17 protein-coding genes are annotated in these 19,802 nt (G+C 30.8%); 13 read left to right on the plus strand and 4 right to left on the minus strand.

Annotation, left to right across the window (positions count from 1 at the left end; genetic code table 11):
* The first annotated feature begins 208 nt into the window (after window positions 1-208).
* Window positions 209-2,167: an acyltransferase family protein gene (locus A9G34_RS02375; RefSeq protein WP_065568759.1), complete on the plus strand. Its 1,959-nt coding sequence runs from the start codon at window positions 209-211 to the stop codon at window positions 2,165-2,167.
* A gap of 286 nt (window positions 2,168-2,453) precedes the next feature.
* Entirely contained in the window at window positions 2,454-4,406 is a 1,953-nt protein-coding gene (locus A9G34_RS02380; protein WP_065568760.1) for an acyltransferase family protein, read from the plus strand.
* 145 nt (window positions 4,407-4,551) lie between these two features.
* On the opposite strand, the gene A9G34_RS02385 is transcribed toward A9G34_RS02380, so the two are convergent.
* The 4 genes from A9G34_RS02385 to A9G34_RS02400 all read right to left on the minus strand — a co-directional run bounded on the left by A9G34_RS02385 (window position 4,552) and on the right by A9G34_RS02400 (window position 9,707).
* Window positions 4,552-6,147 (minus strand): bifunctional aspartate transaminase/aspartate 4-decarboxylase, encoded by a 1,596-nt coding sequence (locus A9G34_RS02385; RefSeq protein ID WP_065568761.1) that lies wholly within the window; start codon window positions 6,145-6,147, stop codon window positions 4,552-4,554.
* A 29-nt stretch (window positions 6,148-6,176) separates the two neighbouring features.
* Complete coding sequence (aspT, locus tag A9G34_RS02390) at window positions 6,177-7,877, minus strand: aspartate-alanine antiporter (protein WP_034943495.1); 1,701 nt, start codon at window positions 7,875-7,877, stop codon at window positions 6,177-6,179.
* A 307-nt stretch (window positions 7,878-8,184) separates the two neighbouring features.
* Entirely contained in the window at window positions 8,185-8,586 is a 402-nt protein-coding gene (locus tag A9G34_RS02395; RefSeq protein WP_065568762.1) for a hypothetical protein, read from the minus strand.
* 35 nt (window positions 8,587-8,621) lie between these two features.
* Window positions 8,622-9,707, minus strand: coding sequence for a class I SAM-dependent methyltransferase (locus A9G34_RS02400; protein ID WP_065568763.1), 1,086 nt, complete (start codon window positions 9,705-9,707; stop codon window positions 8,622-8,624).
* 119 nt (window positions 9,708-9,826) lie between these two features.
* Here A9G34_RS02400 and A9G34_RS02405 point away from each other — a divergent pair, with 119 nt between their 5' ends.
* The 11 genes from A9G34_RS02405 to A9G34_RS02455 all read left to right on the plus strand — a co-directional run bounded on the left by A9G34_RS02405 (window position 9,827) and on the right by A9G34_RS02455 (window position 19,802).
* On the plus strand, window positions 9,827-10,546 hold the full coding sequence (locus A9G34_RS02405; protein ID WP_034943497.1) for a beta-ketoacyl synthase chain length factor: 720 nt from the start codon (window positions 9,827-9,829) through the stop codon (window positions 10,544-10,546).
* Window positions 10,528-11,322, plus strand: a complete 795-nt coding sequence (locus A9G34_RS02410; RefSeq protein WP_065568764.1) for a lysophospholipid acyltransferase family protein — start codon at window positions 10,528-10,530, stop codon at window positions 11,320-11,322. Before A9G34_RS02405 ends, A9G34_RS02410 begins: the two co-directional genes overlap by 19 nt.
* A 28-nt stretch (window positions 11,323-11,350) precedes the next feature.
* Window positions 11,351-11,608, plus strand: a complete 258-nt coding sequence (locus A9G34_RS02415) for a phosphopantetheine-binding protein (protein ID WP_034943499.1) — start codon at window positions 11,351-11,353, stop codon at window positions 11,606-11,608.
* 13 nt (window positions 11,609-11,621) lie between these two features.
* A complete protein-coding gene (locus A9G34_RS02420; RefSeq protein ID WP_034943500.1) occupies window positions 11,622-11,870 on the plus strand; it encodes an acyl carrier protein in 249 nt (82 codons plus the stop codon).
* Window positions 11,871-11,953: 83 nt separating this feature from the next.
* Window positions 11,954-12,439 (plus strand): hypothetical protein, encoded by a 486-nt coding sequence (locus A9G34_RS02425; protein ID WP_141670314.1) that lies wholly within the window; start codon window positions 11,954-11,956, stop codon window positions 12,437-12,439.
* On the plus strand, window positions 12,409-14,145 hold the full coding sequence (locus tag A9G34_RS02430; protein WP_065568766.1) for an ApeI family dehydratase: 1,737 nt from the start codon (window positions 12,409-12,411) through the stop codon (window positions 14,143-14,145). Before A9G34_RS02425 ends, A9G34_RS02430 begins: the two co-directional genes overlap by 31 nt.
* Window positions 14,136-15,887 (plus strand): glycosyltransferase family 2 protein, encoded by a 1,752-nt coding sequence (locus tag A9G34_RS02435; protein ID WP_051825016.1) that lies wholly within the window; start codon window positions 14,136-14,138, stop codon window positions 15,885-15,887. The genes A9G34_RS02430 and A9G34_RS02435 overlap by 10 nt, the downstream gene beginning before the upstream one ends.
* The gene (locus tag A9G34_RS02440) at window positions 15,877-16,299 is read left to right on the plus strand and encodes an acyl-CoA thioesterase (protein ID WP_034943503.1); all 423 of its coding nucleotides are present in this window, start codon (window positions 15,877-15,879) and stop codon (window positions 16,297-16,299) included. The genes A9G34_RS02435 and A9G34_RS02440 overlap by 11 nt, the downstream gene beginning before the upstream one ends.
* The gene (locus A9G34_RS02445) at window positions 16,296-16,901 is read left to right on the plus strand and encodes an outer membrane lipoprotein carrier protein LolA (protein ID WP_034943504.1); all 606 of its coding nucleotides are present in this window, start codon (window positions 16,296-16,298) and stop codon (window positions 16,899-16,901) included. The genes A9G34_RS02440 and A9G34_RS02445 overlap by 4 nt, the downstream gene beginning before the upstream one ends.
* Window positions 16,879-19,203, plus strand: coding sequence for an MMPL family transporter (locus tag A9G34_RS02450; protein ID WP_065568767.1), 2,325 nt, complete (start codon window positions 16,879-16,881; stop codon window positions 19,201-19,203). Before A9G34_RS02445 ends, A9G34_RS02450 begins: the two co-directional genes overlap by 23 nt.
* Before the next feature lie 26 nt (window positions 19,204-19,229).
* The gene (locus A9G34_RS02455; RefSeq protein WP_034943506.1) at window positions 19,230-19,802 is read left to right on the plus strand and encodes a DUF3261 domain-containing protein; all 573 of its coding nucleotides are present in this window, start codon (window positions 19,230-19,232) and stop codon (window positions 19,800-19,802) included.

The following is a 19,802-nucleotide window of genomic DNA, read 5'->3' on the forward strand; positions in this document are numbered from 1 at the left end:
TTTAAGCTTCATCATTATTGGTACCGTTTCTTTAATAATTGAATTATATGAAGTGTAATATAAATAATTATTTATCTAGGTTTAACTTGTTATTTTAATATCACCTTTTATATTTTTTATTAGCAAGTATAAAACATTTTCTATGTATTCTAATATGATTAGAAAAAGTATATAATGCTACAATTTTATTCAAGGTATTGTGGCTGCAATGAAATTAAAGTATAGATCTGATATTGATGGACTTAGGGCATTAGCTGTACTTTCTGTAATTATTTACCATCTAAATAATAACTGGTTACAAGGCGGTTTTATTGGTGTTGATATATTTTTTGTGATTTCTGGTTTTTTGATTACCAAAATAATTTATAGTGAAATTTGTAATAATACATTTAGTTTCAAAAATTTTTACCAAAGACGAATAAACCGCATTTTACCGGTCTTTTTTTGTGTAATGCTTCTCACTTCAATTTTTACCTGGTACCTCTTTTTACCAAAAGACTTGATGTTATTTTTACGCAGTTTAAAATCGACTACCTATTTTTGGGAAAACATGTTTTTTGCGCAAAATACAGGCGGGTATTGGGATACTTCAGCTGAATCTATGCCAATACTACATACTTGGAGCCTTGCTGTAGAAGAACAGTTTTATATTATTCTTCCCGTTATTCTATTAATTCTTTTAAAAATGAAACAACGATCAATTAAATTAGTATTGACCGTTCTTTTTATAATTGCGTTTATATCATTTTTACTAGCTCAAATTTCACCAGAATCTGCATTTTTAACCAAATACAACTACTATTCTCTTTTTACAGGACGCGCTGGTGAATTATTAATAGGCTCTATTATTGGAATTATTTCAGTTAATATAGATAACAAACATAATGGCCTTAACAACTTAGCACAGCAACAAGCTTTGCTCATTAGATGCAATATAATGTCATTTATTGGTTTGATTGGAATTGTTTTATCTATAACTTTTATTTCTGATAAAATACTATTCCCTAGTTTTTGGGCTGTTATACCAGCTATTAGTGCTGCTACAATTCTATATTGTTATCATCCTAAAACCATTGTATCAAGATTATTATCTTTAAAACCTGTAGTCTTTGTTGGTAAAATTTCTTATTCCCTATATTTATGGCATTGGCCGATAATTGTTCTTACTCGAAAATACCTCTTTATTAAAGAATTTAACTCAGCAGAGCAATACATTATTGTTTCCCTTATTACCTTAATTTTATCTATAATATCTTACTTTTTAATTGAGAGGCCTTGCCGGATTAATAAAAGAAGCTTTAAATATTCTTTTATTACTTATTATATATTTCCCGTTTTAGTAATCTTTTCTGTATATTATATGCAAAAAGAGACTAAATTTTTAGATTATCGATATAAAGAGAAATTAGAGCTTTATAAGTTGCAAGGACAATATTTAGATCCATCTGAAAATTTTTGTATTAGTAGAATTGTAGGTGATTGTGTTTTTGGAGATAAAACTAAAAAACCTAATATTGTACTATTCGGAGATTCTCATTCTGGCCATTATTCGCCATACTTAGATGAAGCAGGTAAAAAATACGGATTTGCTGTAAAAATTATTAATGCGCATGCTTGCACTTTTTTACCAGAGCAATATGATTTAAATTTAATCGATTCTAGATTCAAAAAAGATTGTGAAGATCTTCGAAGGGATGTCACTAAAGCAATTGAAGAGTCAAAAATAATAATATATGCAGGACGTTATAATGGTTACGATTATAATGGAGAACTCTTAATTGTTAAATATTTGCCCAAATTTATCGATAAAACTAATAAAAAATTTATTGTATTAGCTCAAGTTCCATGGATTGATACAAATGAACATGAAAGATTTATAGCTAATTATTTACAGGGCATACCTTTTACAAGCAGCCACTTTATCACTAATAGTGAAAAATTACCAAATAAGCTTATTGAAGAAGAAGTAAAAGGTAAAGCAATATTCTTCAATCCATTGAATGATTTAAACGAAGAATCTAAAAAAGAGTGGCCTATATATAATGGGTTAATTGCTTATAGCTATGATGGTCATTTAGGTGAGTATGTAACTCGTCAATGGTCCAAAGAAGTTTTACCAAAACAAAAAGAATTTTGGAAACAACTGGCTAAAGAAGCAAATGAATAAATCACTCGTATCATAATATACTGTTCCCCCATATTTGATTTTGCACATAGTTTCTTTAAATATAGGGGGAATATTAAGATTCACAAACAAATTAATTTTTTATTTAATACATAACGTTATGATTTTTAATTTTTATGCTTCAAAATTGTTTTTTTAAGTACTCTCTTTTTGAAAGTGGCGTTGTTTTTCTATTTAACTTTTTATCTAAAAAGATAATTATATGCAACACCCAGTAATACGTATGAAGAGCATAATATTAAGAAACCTTAATTCGGTGGTTCTATAGATGGAATTGAAATACAGATCTGATATTGATGGGCTTAGGGCATTTGCAGTCATCGCAGTTATTGCTTATCACCTTAATCATCATTGGCTACATGGTGGCTTTATTGGTGTAGATATATTTTTTGTTATCTCAGGATTTCTTATCACCAAAATAATTTATGGTGAAATTATCAATAATACATTTAGTTTTAAAAACTTTTATCAAAGACGGATTAATCGCATATTACCGGTTTTTTTCTTCGTCATGCTCTTCACTGCATTTTTTTCATGGTATATATTATTACCTAATGATTTTATGTTGTTTTTCCGTAGTTTAAAATCAACAACTTATTTCTGGGAAAATATGTTTTTTGCAAGGCATACTGGAGGATATTGGGATTCATCTGCAGAATCAATGCCAATTTTGCACACTTGGAGTTTAGCCGTTGAAGAACAGTTCTACATTATATTACCATTTATATTATTATTAATATTAAGGTTAAAGCAGCAATCTGCGACTAAAATAGCATTAATTGTTTTTGTCATTATAGCTTTCCTGTCTTTCTTATTAGCTCAAATTTCACCATTAGCTCGATTATTAACTAAATACAATTATTATTCATTACTTACTGGGAGGGCTGGTGAACTATTAATAGGCTCTATTTTGGGAATTTTATCGATATATAGAGATAAAAATAAATATATTGGAACAAATTTTACGAAAAATAATGTACTAACACTTATAGGCTTTATTGGGATATCTTTATCAGTTACTTTATTTTCAGATAAAATATTATTTCCTAGTTTTTGGGCTATCTTTCCAACAATTAGCACAGGTTTGATTTTATATTTTTACCACCCTAAAACTATAGTCTCTAGATTGCTATCATTAAAACCCATTGTTTTTATAGGTAAAATATCCTATTCTCTATATTTATGGCATTGGCCTATAATTGTGCTGTCGCGAAAATACCTTTTTGTCGAGCAGTTTTATAAACCAAAGCAATACTTTTGGATTGTAGTTGGTACTTTGCTTATATCTATATTAACTTATTATTTTATTGAACGACCTTGTCGTTTGAAAAAACGAAGTTTTAAATTTTCATTAATTGTCTATTACATTCTACCTGTAACAGTAATTTTAACTATCTATTATGCACAAAAATCAACTAAATTTTTAAATACACATAGCCTAGAAAGACTTCAACTTTACTATTTACAAACAGAATATTTAAATCCAGCAGAAAATTTTTGTATGGGTGAAATTAAAGGCAATTGTATTTTTGGTGATAAAACAAAACGAGCAAATATATTATTATTTGGTGATTCTCATTCGGGACATTATTCTCCTTATCTTGATGAAGCAGGGAAGAAATATGGATTTGCTGTAAAAATTATTAATTCTCCAGCTTGTACTTTTTTACCTGAACAAATTAAGTTAGATATAATACCTTCTGAATTTAAAAGAAAATGTTTGAAGTTAGGAAAAGAAGTTACCAAAGCTATACAAGAAGCAAAAATTCTAATATACGCAGGACGATATAATGCATATGCTTACAATAAAAAAGGTAAACAACAACATTTAATAGTTAATTATTTAGCAACTAATATAACTAAATACAATAAAAAAACAATTGTTCTATCCCAAGCACCTTGGATAAATGTTAAAGAGCATGAAAAATTTATGGTTTATTTCTTGCACAATAAACCTTTTAAAAGTAAGAAATTTATTACTAATCAAGAAAAATTTGCTAACGCAATGATTCAAAATTCCATTTATGGAAAAGCAATTTTTTTCGATCCATTAAATGGATTAAATGAAAAATCGAGAAAAGAATGGCCTATTTACAAAGGGTTAATTGCATATTCTCATGACGGCCATTTAAATGAATATGTAACACGATTATGGTCACAAGAAGTTTTACCAACACAACAAGCTTTTTGGCAACAATTAGCTAAAGAAGCAAATGAATAGTTTATTAATAAGTGAACAAGATGATAAAAATATTTATTTTTCATCATCTGCCACTTTTTAATTAAGAATACAAAAACTTAAATATAGCCCCAAATTAATTAAGGCTATATTTTTTATATTGAAAATTTATTATCAAATAAATCAGTTATCTATTTTTTGCATTATATTCATCATAATACTCTTGAGCAAGTTTGCGCATTGATAAACCAATTGAAGCATATTGGTGCTCATTTAAATTAGCTAAAGATGCACGAGCTGATGGGTGTTGAACAGCGAACCCTTTACCTGGCAGAAGAACTACACCTGCTTCATCAGCAATCCTAAAGAGCATTTCAGAAGGATTTTTATTTTTTAAGATCCATTTTGCAAATTTATCGTCATAAAGTTCTCGGCAAATATGTTCAAGATCGATTAATGTATAGTAATCGACACTATTTTCATCTATTTGATGTTTAAGACCAACATGTTGATAAAGTGAAGCTGCTCTACGGCGAATTAATGATTTTAATATAGATTTATAACTTTCATCGGCATCCATCATTTCGCATAATGCGAATAATACCATTTGTACCTGCTGCGGGGTAGAAAGTCCTGCGGTATGATTCAATGCAACAGCACGACTATCAGCAACTAGCCGATCGATAAATTTAAGATTCTCAGGATCAGTAACAATTGAACTGTAACGCTTATTCAGAATTTGTTTTGTTTTACTTGGTAAAGTTTTAATAGTTTTATCAATAACATTATCTTTATTTATTGCAATAACTCCTAAACGCCAACCTGTTGCACCAAAATATTTAGAAAATGAATAGACCAGGATAGTATTTTGGGGACAAACAGCAAACAAAGATTGAAAATCATCGGCAAATGTACCATAAACATCATCGGTTAAAATAATTAAATCAGGACGTTTTTTAACAATATCAGCTATAATTTTCAGGCTTTTACTATCAATTTTCACAGAAGGAGGATTTGAAGGATTCACCAGGAAGAAAGCTTTGATAGAAGAATCTTCCAATTTACGTAATTCTGCTTCAGGATACTGCCAATTTAAGTTAGGATCAGAATTAACTAATATCTCAACTAATTGATAATCATTTAAAGATGGAATTTCAAGATAAGGCGTAAAGATAGGTGCTCCTATTGCAATTTTATCACCTTTTTCAATCAAACCATTTTCTTTCATTGAATTAAATATGTAAGCCATAGCTGCTGTACCACCTTCTACAGCAAACAGATCAATATCACCACGATCAAGATATTGGGCTCCCATTTGCTGCAAAACATAGGCTTTTACTATCTCTTCACTAAATTGTAACATCCTATCCGGAACAGGATAATTACACCCTAAAATACCTTCTACCATTTCTTGTAAAAAGGCATTTTCGTCAAGCCCTAATTGATCACGAATATAAGAAAAGGCTTTACCTAAAAAGGAGACACCAGGGGTGTTACAGTTTTGATAAATAAAATGTTCAAAACGCCCAGTTAATCCGGATTTAATTGGAAAGCCCCCTATCCCTTCATTCAAGTAAGAATAAGACATTTCTGATTCTTGCACCGCAAAAACACCTAATTGAAAAAATGCCTGTCTTGGCCAAGTAGCTAGAAAATTAGGATTTCCACGTCCAGCATTTAACATCACATGATCTGTATGGCTTTGTGCAAGTTTAATTAAGTTATCTTTTAATTCAAAAGGGCTTAAATTAGCATATTTAGCGTACTCTGATTTAGTCTTCATAAGAATTTACCTTTAAATTGATATTACAATTAAACAAAAGCAACTACAAATGGACCTAAAAGTGTTAAGAAAACATTAGCTAATGCATAAGTAATAGCGAAAGAGTTAGTTGGTATTGAGTTGCCGGCTTTATTTAGCACTTCCCCAAAAGCTGGATTAGCACTTCGAGAACCAGCTAAGGCACCAGCAAATACTGCCGCATTTTTATAACCAAGGATATATTTACCAAAATAGATAGCAAGTAACATTGGTAATAATGTGACAATCACACCTATTAAAAATAGGGAAATCCCTTGTTCTTTTATAGTATCAATTGCTTGAAGCCCTGAACTTAAACCAACTACAGCAACAAAGCCAGCTAAACCAAAATCTTTTAAAAGTTGTAGCGCTCCGGAAGGAATGTTTCCATAAGTTTGATGCAGAGCACGATACCAACCAAATAATAAACCAGAAAGTAATGCTCCTCCGCCAGCCCCTAATGTAATTGGGATATGACTTACATGAATAACAATTAAACCAATAATAAGTCCAACGACCAAACCTAGGCCATGAAATATCCAATCAGTTTTCTCGCTTTTGGTAATTGGTGCACCAATTTTATCAATTACACGCCGAAGATCACTATCAGCACCGTAAATAGTTATCACATCACCAAGTTTTAAGACAATATCATTATTAAGTGGAAGAGGCTGACCATCTCGATGAATAGCGACTAAATAAATACCATGCTTTAACTTCATAACTTCATCAGAGGAAAGCACCTGCATTAAGTTTTCACCAACATAACGAGAGTTACGCATCTCAACATCTTGCGTATTCATAATAACATCCATCCCTGAGGCAGAATTAACCTCAGTGCCAAGAAGATCATTTGCTTGAATCATGGCATCGCGATGACCAACAACCAAAATAATATCTTTTTCTTTTATTAAAACATCTGGAGTTGCTTCTAAAATTTTATTGTCACGTTTTATTCGTTCAATGCTAATACCATTAACCATTTTTTCAATATCAGAAACGCTTTGATTAATCTTATTAGTTACATGATATAAACGACCACTAATATCAGATAAAGCGAAATTTTGATTAGCGCCTAATAATAGCGAGCCATTAAGCTGTTCTGATTGAGCTTTTATGGCATCATCACTAATATCTCGCCCCATTATTTTTGGTAAAATATTAACACAAACAATGATTGCCCCTAGCGAACCAAAGATATAAGTAACGGCATAGCCAATTGTCACATTACCCTGCAATCTCCTGAGCTCTTCGGCACTTAAACCCAGCTGACTTAAAGCATCAGAAGCTGTACCCATAATAGCTGATTGAGTTAACCCACCTGCAGCCAATCCTGCAGCTAACCCTTTATCTAAATTGAAAACTTTTGCTAATACTACCACTGTCACAAAACCAATTATAGCAATAAACAATGCTAAAAAGATTTCTCGTAATGTTTTAACACCTAGTGATCGAAAAAACTGTGGACCACTTTCAAAACCAACAGCATAGATAAACAGTGCGAAAAGAACTGCTTTAACACCAGAATCAACTGTAACGCCAAAAACACTTAGTGCAACAGCAACAAGCAATGAGCCTGCAACTCCACCAAGCTGAAATTTACCTATACGAATACTGCCAATTAAATAACCCAAACTCAAAGAAAGAAATAAAAGAATTTCCGGTGAGTGTTTTAGTCCATCTAAAATCCAATTTGAAAGCCATTGAAACATAATAATTGTCCTCAAGTGCTAAAAATGGTGAATTAAAAATATAAGAAAAGATACAAAAAGGGGTTTAAAAAATATTCATTAAAATATTATGAATACGTATTTATACTAAACTGTTATTGAAAGAATAGAAAGTCAATTTTAACAATTGATATCATTGTTAGAAAAATGATTAATCAATAATTATGCATTTTTAATTTAAAAACAGATATAACAAAGTTGACTATATTAATAAGCCCAATAACAAATTGGGCTTATTGCATATCTCAAAACAACTTAAATATAAGTGAATAAAATGTAAGAAACTTAATTATTTCGCCTTAGCAAGATTTAACTTAATATTATTATCAAGTTTTTTTATCCAACGTTTATAATTTCGGTGAATTTGACCTTTATTATTGGTTAAATTTGTACTACCAGAAACAAAATTAATTGCATAACCTTCAGCAGAATAAGGTATATTAACAACAACTTGATACTCGCGATTGACTAAAGTAGCACGAATTGTATTTTTATCAGCAACAGTCATTTTCCAATTACTAAATCTGGATGGTTCTTTAGTGGCAGATGCTAAAATAGCTGCTTTTACTTGCTCTTTAGTAAGACCATTCACTTGTGTATAAGTATTTTTTGGAGTGTCATATTTATTATTACCGCAACCAAATAAAAATGAGATGAATAAAAGTATCGATAAATATTTTAATAACTTCATTTATTACTCCTTGAATTATTGTTAATTATGTTCACTTAACGCTTTTTACATATTAATAATGAATGACCAAAACCTAGGCCATCGATATCTTTCTCGACGTGAAAACCTGCATCATTCAGACATTTATAAAATACTTTAGAGTGATAGAAACGACTATTGCCATTTGCCAAGCACGTAAAATATAAAGAAGAAGCATTCAAGCTTAATGCACCCGCTTCAAAATCTTGTCTATCCCAAAAAATATCCATTATGCAAACTGTAGCATCATCTTTCATACTACGGTGAACTAACTTTAAAATGTTTGTAATTTGCTCTTCACTAAAACAATCTAGAAATTGGCTCATCCACCAAACATCTGCTTTATTAGGTAGCCTTTCAGCAGATAATAAGTCTACAGCATAACTATCAATGCGATGTTCTAAACCAATTTGCTTAATATTTTTTTCAGCAACAGTAATTTGTTCTGGTAAATCAAGTAATGTCACCTTAATATCAGGATTGTGTTTTGCACAATAAATTGCCCACTTTCCGGTATTTCCACCAACATCATATATATGTTTGGGGTTTAGCTGGTTAACATAAAGAAAAGCGCTAGGAAATGAGTGATCGGAATAAAAATGATCAAACTCAAACCAACTTTGTTTAGCTTTTTCAGGTAATTGCTGTAATGCTGGATAAATTGTCTTCCAATCTCCAAAAACCTTTAATCCTTTTGGACAACCGCTTTCTAAAGAATCTTGAAGATAGAACATACCTTGATAACAAACATCCTGAGTGAAATTAAGGTTAACATGAGTCATTCTATCATGTAATAAATAATGACCTATTTTACCTAAGATATAATGCGAATCATGTTGATAAATAACATGCATGCTCAAACCAACATCTAACAAAAGTTGAATTGCATAAGGAGATAAAGAAACTTCTTTGACTAAGTTATCAATACTGATTCCTTTTTGACCTGCTCGGTCTAAACACGCCAAAATTCCCTTATTTTTCATGCAAACAATTGCTTGAAATAAAATTGGTGAAAATGCTATTTTTTGCGCTTCAGTAATTGCCTCTAATGCGGTATAGATATCTTTATCATATCCATATTTTGAATTTTCTTGTGTAGCCAATAGTATTGCCTTTTTTAAATTTTGATGTAGTATTTACAAATTATAAATATATGTAATAATTTGGTCAATAAATTAACAAATTATAGTTAATATAAGTAATTAATAAAAATATTAATAAAATGAATTTTTCTTTTGCAGTTGAGAGTTGGTTTGCTTTATCTTCAGGATTATCAAAGAAACATGATTGGGAATTATGGTCTAAAAATCCCGTTCATGATTGGAGTTTACCATTACCTAAAGTAACAAAAATACCTATGATGCAATCTCGAAGAATGAGTATCGCATCACGATTTGCTGTTGAAGTAGGGCTTAATCTTATTGAGAATAATAATTTGGATTTAGCTATTTTCACTAGCCAACATGGCGAATTAGAAAGAACCTATAAAATTTTATCTACACTGAATCGAAATATAGATATCTCGCCAACTGATTTTACTCTTTCTGTTCATAATACCGCCTCTGGATTATTGACTATCGTTAGTAATAAAACGATACCGATAAGCTCACTTTCAGCTCATAATGACAGCTTCCAACAAGGCTTGATTGAATCTCTTGCAGTATTGCATCAAGGAAATAAAAAAGTCTTATTGATTGACTTTGATGGATTGGTTCCTGAAGCATACCACAAAGAAATCAAACCGTTAGTTCCTGCTTATGCAGTTGGATATATATTGGCAAAAGGTAATGAAATTAATTGCCAAAGCATCAAAAAAACACCGAAGATTTATCAGCCCGATTATCCTCAATCTCTTGCTTTTTTGCATGCATATTTGAATAAACAAAAACAATTTACAATACAAGGAAATACTCAGGATTGGCAATGGACATTAAACCTTTAGTAAAAAAAAATAATTACAGCATCAACCAATGGTGGCGATTATTTGCTACTGCATTAGGATTCATGCTTTTTGGATTATGTGGTTTAGTTGTATTATCAATATTGTGGTTTAGCTTATTAAGGCTATTTGTTTGGAATAAAAACAAACGAATCGTTATTGTTCAAATAAGTATCAGTTTTAGTTTTAGAATTTTTATAAGGATATTAAAATTCTTAAACGTCATTCAATATCAATTTGATGGCCTCGAAAAACTTAATCAAGATAAAAATTGCTTAATCGTTGCTAATCATCCTTCTTTACTTGACTTTGTACTCTTAGCATCTGTTATGCCTCGTTGTGATTGTTTGGTTAAGGGAGCATTACTTCATAATGTTTTTGTCAGCCGAATAATTAAAACAGCAGGCTATATCCTAAATGCTGAATCTGAAAAAATATTACCACAGTGCCAGAATATACTACTAAATGGAGGCCGAATATTAATATTTCCAGAAGGAACAAGAACTGTCCCTAATCAACCAATAAAATTACATAGAGGTGCTGCTAATATTGCTTTACGCTGTCATGCAAACATCCGCGTAGTTCATATTCAATGTGATCCACCTTATCTAATTAAACATCAAAGGTGGTATGACATACCAATCCAAAAAGCTTCTTTTAAAATTACAGTTGGAGAAAAGATTTTGATTGATGATTTTATGGATCAAAATACAACTATTGCAGCAAGAAGATTAACCAGCTATTTAACCTCATTTTTTACTAAAAGTAGGATAAATTAATATTGATCAAATAGAAAAAGGAAACCTAATGGAAAACTTACATCATGACATTAAAGTACTTATAATTGAAGTTCTTAATCTTGAAGATATCACACCTGATGATATTGAAACTGAAGCGCCATTATTCGTCGAAGGATTAGGCTTAGATTCAATAGATGCATTAGAGCTTGGTTTAGCTATTAAAAAAGAATATGGTATTGTTTTATCGGCTGAAAGTGACGAAACTAAAAAAGCGTTTTATTCAGTCAAGACATTAGCTAGTTTTATCTTATCACAAAAACAATAAGGAGCATTATAGTATGGAAAAGCAACAAATTTTTGAACAAGTCAAATCTGTACTAGTGCAAATTTTTGAACTACCTGAAGGTGACATAAAACCTGAATCAAAACTATTTGAAGAACTAGATCTTGATAGCATTGATGCTGTTGACTTAGTTGTGCATCTACAAAAGCTGATTGGTAAAAAAGTAGAGCCTGAAACTTTTAAATCAGTTAGAACGGTACAAGATGTTGTTGAAGCCGTATATAATCTATCAAATACAAAATAATTGGCATGAAAAAAATTAAGTTAATAACAAAATGTGTAACAAGTATTTTAATCGTTTGTTACCCTTTTATTATCTACTTATCTATGCAAAATAAACATATAAATTTAGCCATTTTATGTTTAATTATTTTATTTCTTATACGGTTAGTAACATTACCGAATGTAATATCTAATATAAAATGGACGGCTAAGATTATTGCTTGTATAGGCATGATCTTAGCATTGACCAGTTGGTTATTTTCTAAATATCAATTACTACTTTATTATCCAGTCATGGTCAATGTAGTATTATTTGTTTTTTTTAGCTACTCTTTATCGCAACCTCAAACTATTATTGAGACATTTGCCAGAATCAAGAATCCAGACTTATCGGTTGATGCGATTCAATATACAAGAAAAGTTACTATATTTTGGTGTCTATTCTTTGTTTTCAATGGAACAGTAGCCTTGATCACTTGTTTAATCAATAATACATATTGGTGGACAATCTATAATGGTTTAATTAGTTATGTATTAATTGGAGTATTTATGGGGGGAGAATGGCTTTTGCGTCGAAGAATTCAACAATAGTTAAACTATCACAACAGTTATCACGCCCTGAACATGAAATTATAGCTTTTAGAAATAAGCAACCATTATCAATACGTGATTTAAAAAAACAAGTTTTACTACTAAGCAACGCATTACATCATAACCCTAATAAACATTGGGCGTTATATATGCAAGACAGTTTTAATTTCGTTGCGGGGTTGCTTGCTCTTTTCTATGTTGGTAAACATCCATATTTACTTAATCCACATTATCAAGAATTACAGCATCATTTTGAAGGATTATTAACAGACAACGTAGAGATTAATAAAAAAGAGCTTCTGAAAAAAGAGATTGTCACTATAGATCAAATTAACTCTAATAACTTAATAGAGGATTCTCAATTAATTAACAATGATTTTAAACAACAAACATTAACACTATTTACTTCTGGATCGACAGGATTACCTAAATCAATTGACAAATCAATTTTACAGCTTGAGTACGAAATTCAAGAACTCCAAAACAATTGGGGGGAATTTAACAATGATTTATTTCTTTCATCAGTTTCACACGAACATATGTATGGTCTAACATTTAAAATAATGTTATCTCTATGTAGTAAAATACCTTTTGTTTGTGAAGCAATACTCTACCAAGAACAGCTCATAACTTATAATAATAAAAAAATTATTTATATTACAACGCCTTCCATTATTAAAACTTTAGATAGTAAATTACCCAAAATTGATTGTGACAAAGTTATTTCTTCTGGAGGGAAACTCACTTATGAAGAGGCTCAATTCTGTAAACAAAATTTTAATGTACTTCCAAATGAAATATATGGCTCTAGCGAAACAGGCATTATCGCAACTCGCCAGCAAGAACATATTAATACTGCTTGGCAATTATTTTCTTCAATGAAAATTGAATATATCTCAGAAAGACCTCAGCTAATTTCACCTTTATTAGCACAACCTGAGCCGTTAAACGATAAACTAAAAAAGGTTGATGATAACCATTTTCACTTGATTGGTAGAATAGATAAAATTATTAAAATTTCTGAAAATAGAGTCTCGCTAACTTATATTGAAAACCAAATTAACCAGCTCAATGAAGTACAACAGGCAATTATTATCCCAATAGAACAAAATAATAGAACAGTATTGGGGGCAATTATCGAATTATCGCCGAAATACAAACAACAACTAAAGCACAAAGATCATTTCAAATTAACACAATATTTTCGACATTTATTGATAGATACATTATCATTAAACGAAATGCCTAAAAAATGGCGATTTATTGATTATTTACCTAAAAATTCTCAAGGGAAGTGTACGTATATTGAATTAAAGAAATTATTTGAAACATCAGAGAAAAGAATGAAAAAAGAATTTTCAAAGGAAATTAGCATTAATTTTAGTGACACGCAAGCTGACATTGAACTGCATATATCACCAGATCTGTTCTGGTTTAAAGGACATTTTCCATCCCAACCATTACTACCTGGCGTAACTCAGCTTAATTGGGTTGTACATTATGCTAAAAAATGTTTTGATTCAGCATTATATTTATCATCAGTAGATGTGATTAAATTTCAATGCCCTGTCCTACCAGAAGATCATTTAATGCTGCATTTGAAATGGGATAAAGATACTAATAAATTAGAGTTTACTTACACATTTATTACACCTAATGATAATGCAAAAATAGCAAGTTTAGGAAAATTAACATTATGTCGGTAGTTCCATTTTTTATTCCTTCTAATTATTGCTTTGTTATTCCTTGCTATAACCACAGTGAAGCATTACTTGGTGTTCTCAAACATCTTGCATCTTATGAGATAAATTGCATTTTAGTCGATGATGGAAGTTCAGTTAATGAAGTTCAAAAAATGGATCAAATTATCGCCTTGTTTCCGTGGGTCACGCTACTCCGTTTAAAAACAAACCAAGGAAAAGGTGCGGCAGTTATGACAGGATTGGAATATGCATATAACCAAGGTTATGCCTATGCAATACAAGTAGATGCGGATGGTCAACATGATAGCCAGATTGTAAAAAAACTTATTGAACAATCATTACAAAATCCTCATGCCTTAATATCTGGTTGTCCAATATATGATAATAGTGTCCCTAAACATCGGCTTATTGCCCGATATATAACGCATTTTTGGGTATGGATTGAAACCTTATCTTTTTCAATAAAAGATAGTATGTGTGGATTTCGTGTTTATCCTTTACAAGCAACATGTAATCTTATTAAGCAATCCAATATAGGAAAAAGAATGGATTTCGATACAGATATCATGGTCCAATTATATTGGAAAGGTATACCGTCTATTTTTGTGCCAACTAAAGTCACATATCCTAAAGATGGCATATCACATTTCAAAGCGTTTAAAGATAATTTACTCATTACCAAGATGCATACTAAATTATTTTTGGGAATGCTTCCACGCATACTACCGTTAATAAAAAGGAATTATAAAAAAAACGATGAGCAAATTCATTGGTCGCAAACACAAGAACGAAAGGGCTTATTTGGAATTAGATTAATTCTGAAGTTTTACCGCATATTTGGTAGAAAAACCTCTAAATTAATTATGTTTCCTGTTATCACCTATTTTTGGCTAACAGGAAAAAAACAACGTCAAGCATCTAAGCAGTATATAGAAATAATAAGTAATTATTATAAAAATATTCCTCTTATTAATAAAAATCAGCTCACTAGTTTTCACCATTTTCAGCGCTTTGGTGAATCGTTTCTAGATAAAATAGCATGTTGGCAAGGAGACATAAAAATAGACGATATTTATTCGCCCAATATGGATACTTACTTAGATTTAATATCTAATAAACAGGGTATTATCTTAATATGCTCACATCTCGGAGATGTTGAAATATGCAGAGCGCTTGCTCAACTATCACATAATATCAAAATTAATACTCTTGTTTTTAGAAAACATGCTGCTCGTTTTAATCAAATTCTTAAAGAAACTAATCAAGCATCAACCTTCAATCTAATACAAGTAGATTCAATTGGTGCTGACACTGCAATTTTACTTAAACAAAAATTAGAACAAGGCGAATGGGTTGCGATTGTTGGTGACAGAACATCAAGCAATCCACACCAAAGAATGCTTGATGAATCAGTAAGCTGGGCTGATTTCTTAGGCAAACCAGCTCCTTTTCCAAAAGGACCATTCATATTATCTTCAGCTTTAGGTGTTCCTGTTTATTTAGCCTGGGGATTAAAACCAAACGGACGTTTTCAAATATACTTTGAGCATTTTGCCGATAAATTAAAAATATCAAGAAAAAACCGTAAAGCTGAACTTGATTTAATCATACAAAATTATGCAAAAAGATTAGAACATTATTGCCTATTATCGCCTCTCGATTGGTTTAATTTTTACGACTTTTGGCAATTTACTCAACCTAAAACAAATGACATACACATAAGTAATAATAAAGATGAAGAATAATTTTAACCACAGTGTAACAATTGAATATACAACATCATTTCATGATACCGATGCAATGGGTGTAGTTTGGCATGGTAATTATCTGAAACTTTTTGAAAGAGCTAGAGAAGCATTATTCCAGAAATATAATTATGGATATATGGATATGCAAAAGTCAGGATATATTTGGCCAATAGTTGATGCTCGCATCAAATATACTAATTCAACTTTTGTAGAACAAACTCTACTAATTACGGCTCAATTAGAAGAGTATGAAAATCGAATAAAAATTAACTATACCATTAGGGACAGTAAAACTGGTAAAAAAACAACGTCTGGTTATACCATTCAAGTGGCTGTATGCATGACAACGAAAGAGATGAGTTTTGTTACACCTACAATTTTTTTAGAACAGTTCGGATTATTAAAATGAAAAATTACTTAGTCGCTTTATTAACTTTTTTTATAGCTTTTTTTACGACTGTTGCACAAGCAATTACACTTGAAGATATTCAGCAGCAATTTAGCAAAAATAAAATTATGCGAGCTGATTTTATACAATATCGCTATATAAATGGTTTACCAAACCCATTACATTCAACTGGAAAAATGATAATATCCCAAGATTTAGGTTTATGGTGGCAACAGCAAACGCCTTTTGTCATTACCTTAAAGATAAATTCAAAACGAATGGAACAAAGTATTGAAGATCAAAAACCTCAAATCATCACTGCTGAAAGCCAACCCCAACTCTTTCAGTTTAACAATTTGCTTACAAGTCTTTTTATTGCTGATAAAGAGATGCTAGAAACTAATTTTGATATCGAATTATCTGAACAAAATAAACATTGGATTCTTACACTCACCCCAAAAGTAACACCATTAAATAAAATTTTTAAACAAATAATACTCATTGGAGCAACACATTTAGAAAAAATTACCATAAATGATATGCAACATGATAAAACTACCCTTGAATTTTTGAATCATCAAACAACGAAATTAGCACAACATGAACAATCATTATTCAAATAATAATATAAAAAAATTAAAAAATTGTGCTATTGGATGGCTTATTACTGTAGTTTGTTTACTGCTAACTGCATCTTATCTTTTTTCTAATAGTAAGATTAATAGCAGCGTATTATCTTTGCTTCCTCAAGAGCAAACAAACAATGTTCCTATGGAGTTTATCAATGGATTTCAAGACAGACTTGATAAACAATTAGTATGGTTAATTAAACCTGCCGATCCTAATAATTTAGAATCAGTAAAATGGTGGTATCAAAATCTAAATAAACAACCATTTATCCACAGAATCAGTGGGCTTATGGATGAGCAATTTCAACAAAACTGGGGGATATTTGCTTATCAATATCGTTATCAACTTATGGATGAAAAAACGATCGAACGACTTAAAGCTCATAAACAGTTTGCTTGGATTCAAAGCCAAATATATTCACCATTTAGTGGTGTAAGCGCAAAAGAGCTTAATAGCGATCCACTTCTCTTAACGCGCTCATCGCAATTAAATCAACTTGGCAACACAGGTAGCCTAACCGTCAAAAATGGCTGGTTATCAAGCCAAGATCAGCAAGGTAATGTGTGGTACATGACCTATGCAGAATTAAATGGCTCATCGTTTAATATGCAACAATCACACCAAATTGTTACGCAACTAAATAAACTTAGTGAGCAATTAAAAGCTAAGTGGCCAGATACAGAAATCTTAAAACGCGGCGTATTATATTATAGCGATAATGCAAGTTTAGCTGCTAAAGAAGATATTTCAACAATAGGCAGTTTATCAATAATTGGTATCATTATATTAATTATTATAGTATTCCGATCTGTTATACCAATCTTGCTGTCACTATTATCCATTTTTATAGGTATAGTTTGCGGTGCAGTAGCTGTATTAACCATCTTTGGTGAAATCCATGTCATGACGCTAGTTATGAGCACCAGTGTAATAGGCATTACAATTGATTACTCATTACATTATCTAACTGAGCGATTATTACATGGTAATCAAGATTCAACCTATGTTAGCTTAAAAAAATTGCTAGTAACATTAACTATTGCTTTATGCTCAAGCCTTATTGCTTACTTAATTTTATTAATAGCACCATTTCCAGGATTAAAGCAGCTTTCAGTTTTTGCTATATTTGGATTAATAGGTGCATTTCTAACTGTTATTTTTTGGTATCCTTTCTTAACCCCCAAATTACCTGCTCGCGAAAATGTGGCATCTCGGTTTTTGACCTTTTGGCTTAATCTTTGGCAAAATAAAGGCGTTCAATGGTCAATGATATTATCAGCAATAATATTTATAGGATATGGTATAAACAATCTAACTATAGATGATGATATAGGTAAACTACAAGCTTTGCCTGTTCAACTACAAAAAGAAGAACAAGCTATTATAGATATAACGCATCAAACAACAGATCAAAAATGGTTCATTGTGTTTGGTGATACAGCAGAACAGACATTACAGCGATTGGAACAATTTTTACCGAAATTAGAACAAGCAAAACAAGCTGGTTTATTTAAACAATATCAATCCATAAATTTACCGTCCATTGCAAAACAGCAACAGAATATAGAATTAGTCGATCAATACATGCCTGAAATAATATCTTCACTTAAACAAATTGGCATAGAAACTCAATTACTAAATTTGAACGACACAAAAACCCTTATTACACCAACATTATGGGAAAATAGTGAAATTAGCCAAGGTAGAAAACTACTTTGGTTAACGCAAAAAAATGGCAAAAGCGCCACACTTATTCCAATCAGTGGTATAAATAAATTAGATAAAATCAGGGAATTATCTTATGAAAATAAAGGAGTTTATTGGTTAGATCGTCGTACTGAATTTAATAATATGTTTACTAACTACAGAATTCATCTATCCCAACTACTTACTGGGGCTGTAGTAATAATATGTTCATGTTTTGTTTTCCACAATCGTAAATATGGTTTAAAAACTGCATTAAAAAGTGTGCTACCAACATTATTATCAATCGGTATTGCACTTTCTGTACATGGTATTATCAATCAAGCACTTAATTTATTTTCGATGTTAGCACTCATTCTTGTCATTGGCATCGGTATAGATTATAGTCTCTTTTTAAGTAATTATAAAAGCCAAACTCGAAGTGCTTTATTAGCTGTAACAATGGCGGCATTAACAACTTTATTGTCTTTTGGATTACTTATAATAAGTCATACAAATGCAATCATGGGGTTTGGGCTAGTGCTAACCAGTGGTATTCTTGCCGCTTTTTTATTTGCTCCACTAGCCATAAAAAAATATACAGTGTATTAAAATAAATAATAATCAGGTAATTAAGGATGAAAAGATTTACGATATTAATTTTATTTTTGTTAACAATGCTTGTCTCAGCTTGTGCAACCAAAACTCAATCAGAAGCATGGTTAACGAAAGAAGTTAAAATTAACCTCCCAATGATCAATTTGAAACAAAATTATCATGATCAACAGCTATTAAAGTTTAAATATAATGATCAGGAAAATTCAATCATTACTTTAGTTGATGTAAACGATAATCAATTAAAAGTTGTTGGTCTTTCAGCTCTTGGTATTCGGCTTTTTGAAATTGAATATAATGGTGAGCTTATTAACTCAAAAAATAATATCTTTGTTAAAGAGCTCCCCCCGCCTGAACAAGTATTATCAGATATTATGTTAAGTATCTTACCGATTTCAGAATGGCAAACTGTGTTACCTCAAGGTTGGCAGCTTGTTGATAGAGATCTGCATAGAACACTAAGCGATGATAAACAACAAATTATCGTTGATATTACTTATACTGAAAAAGCATCAGAGCATATTAGAAAACCTATTCAAATTGAACATCACATATTTGGTTATCAAATTACAATACAAAGCATGGACACAAATTAA

Origin of the sequence: Gilliamella sp. Choc4-2 (genome assembly GCF_001690355.1) — a bacterium.
GTDB classification, from domain to species: Bacteria; Pseudomonadota; Gammaproteobacteria; order Enterobacterales; family Orbaceae; genus Gilliamella; species Gilliamella apicola_A.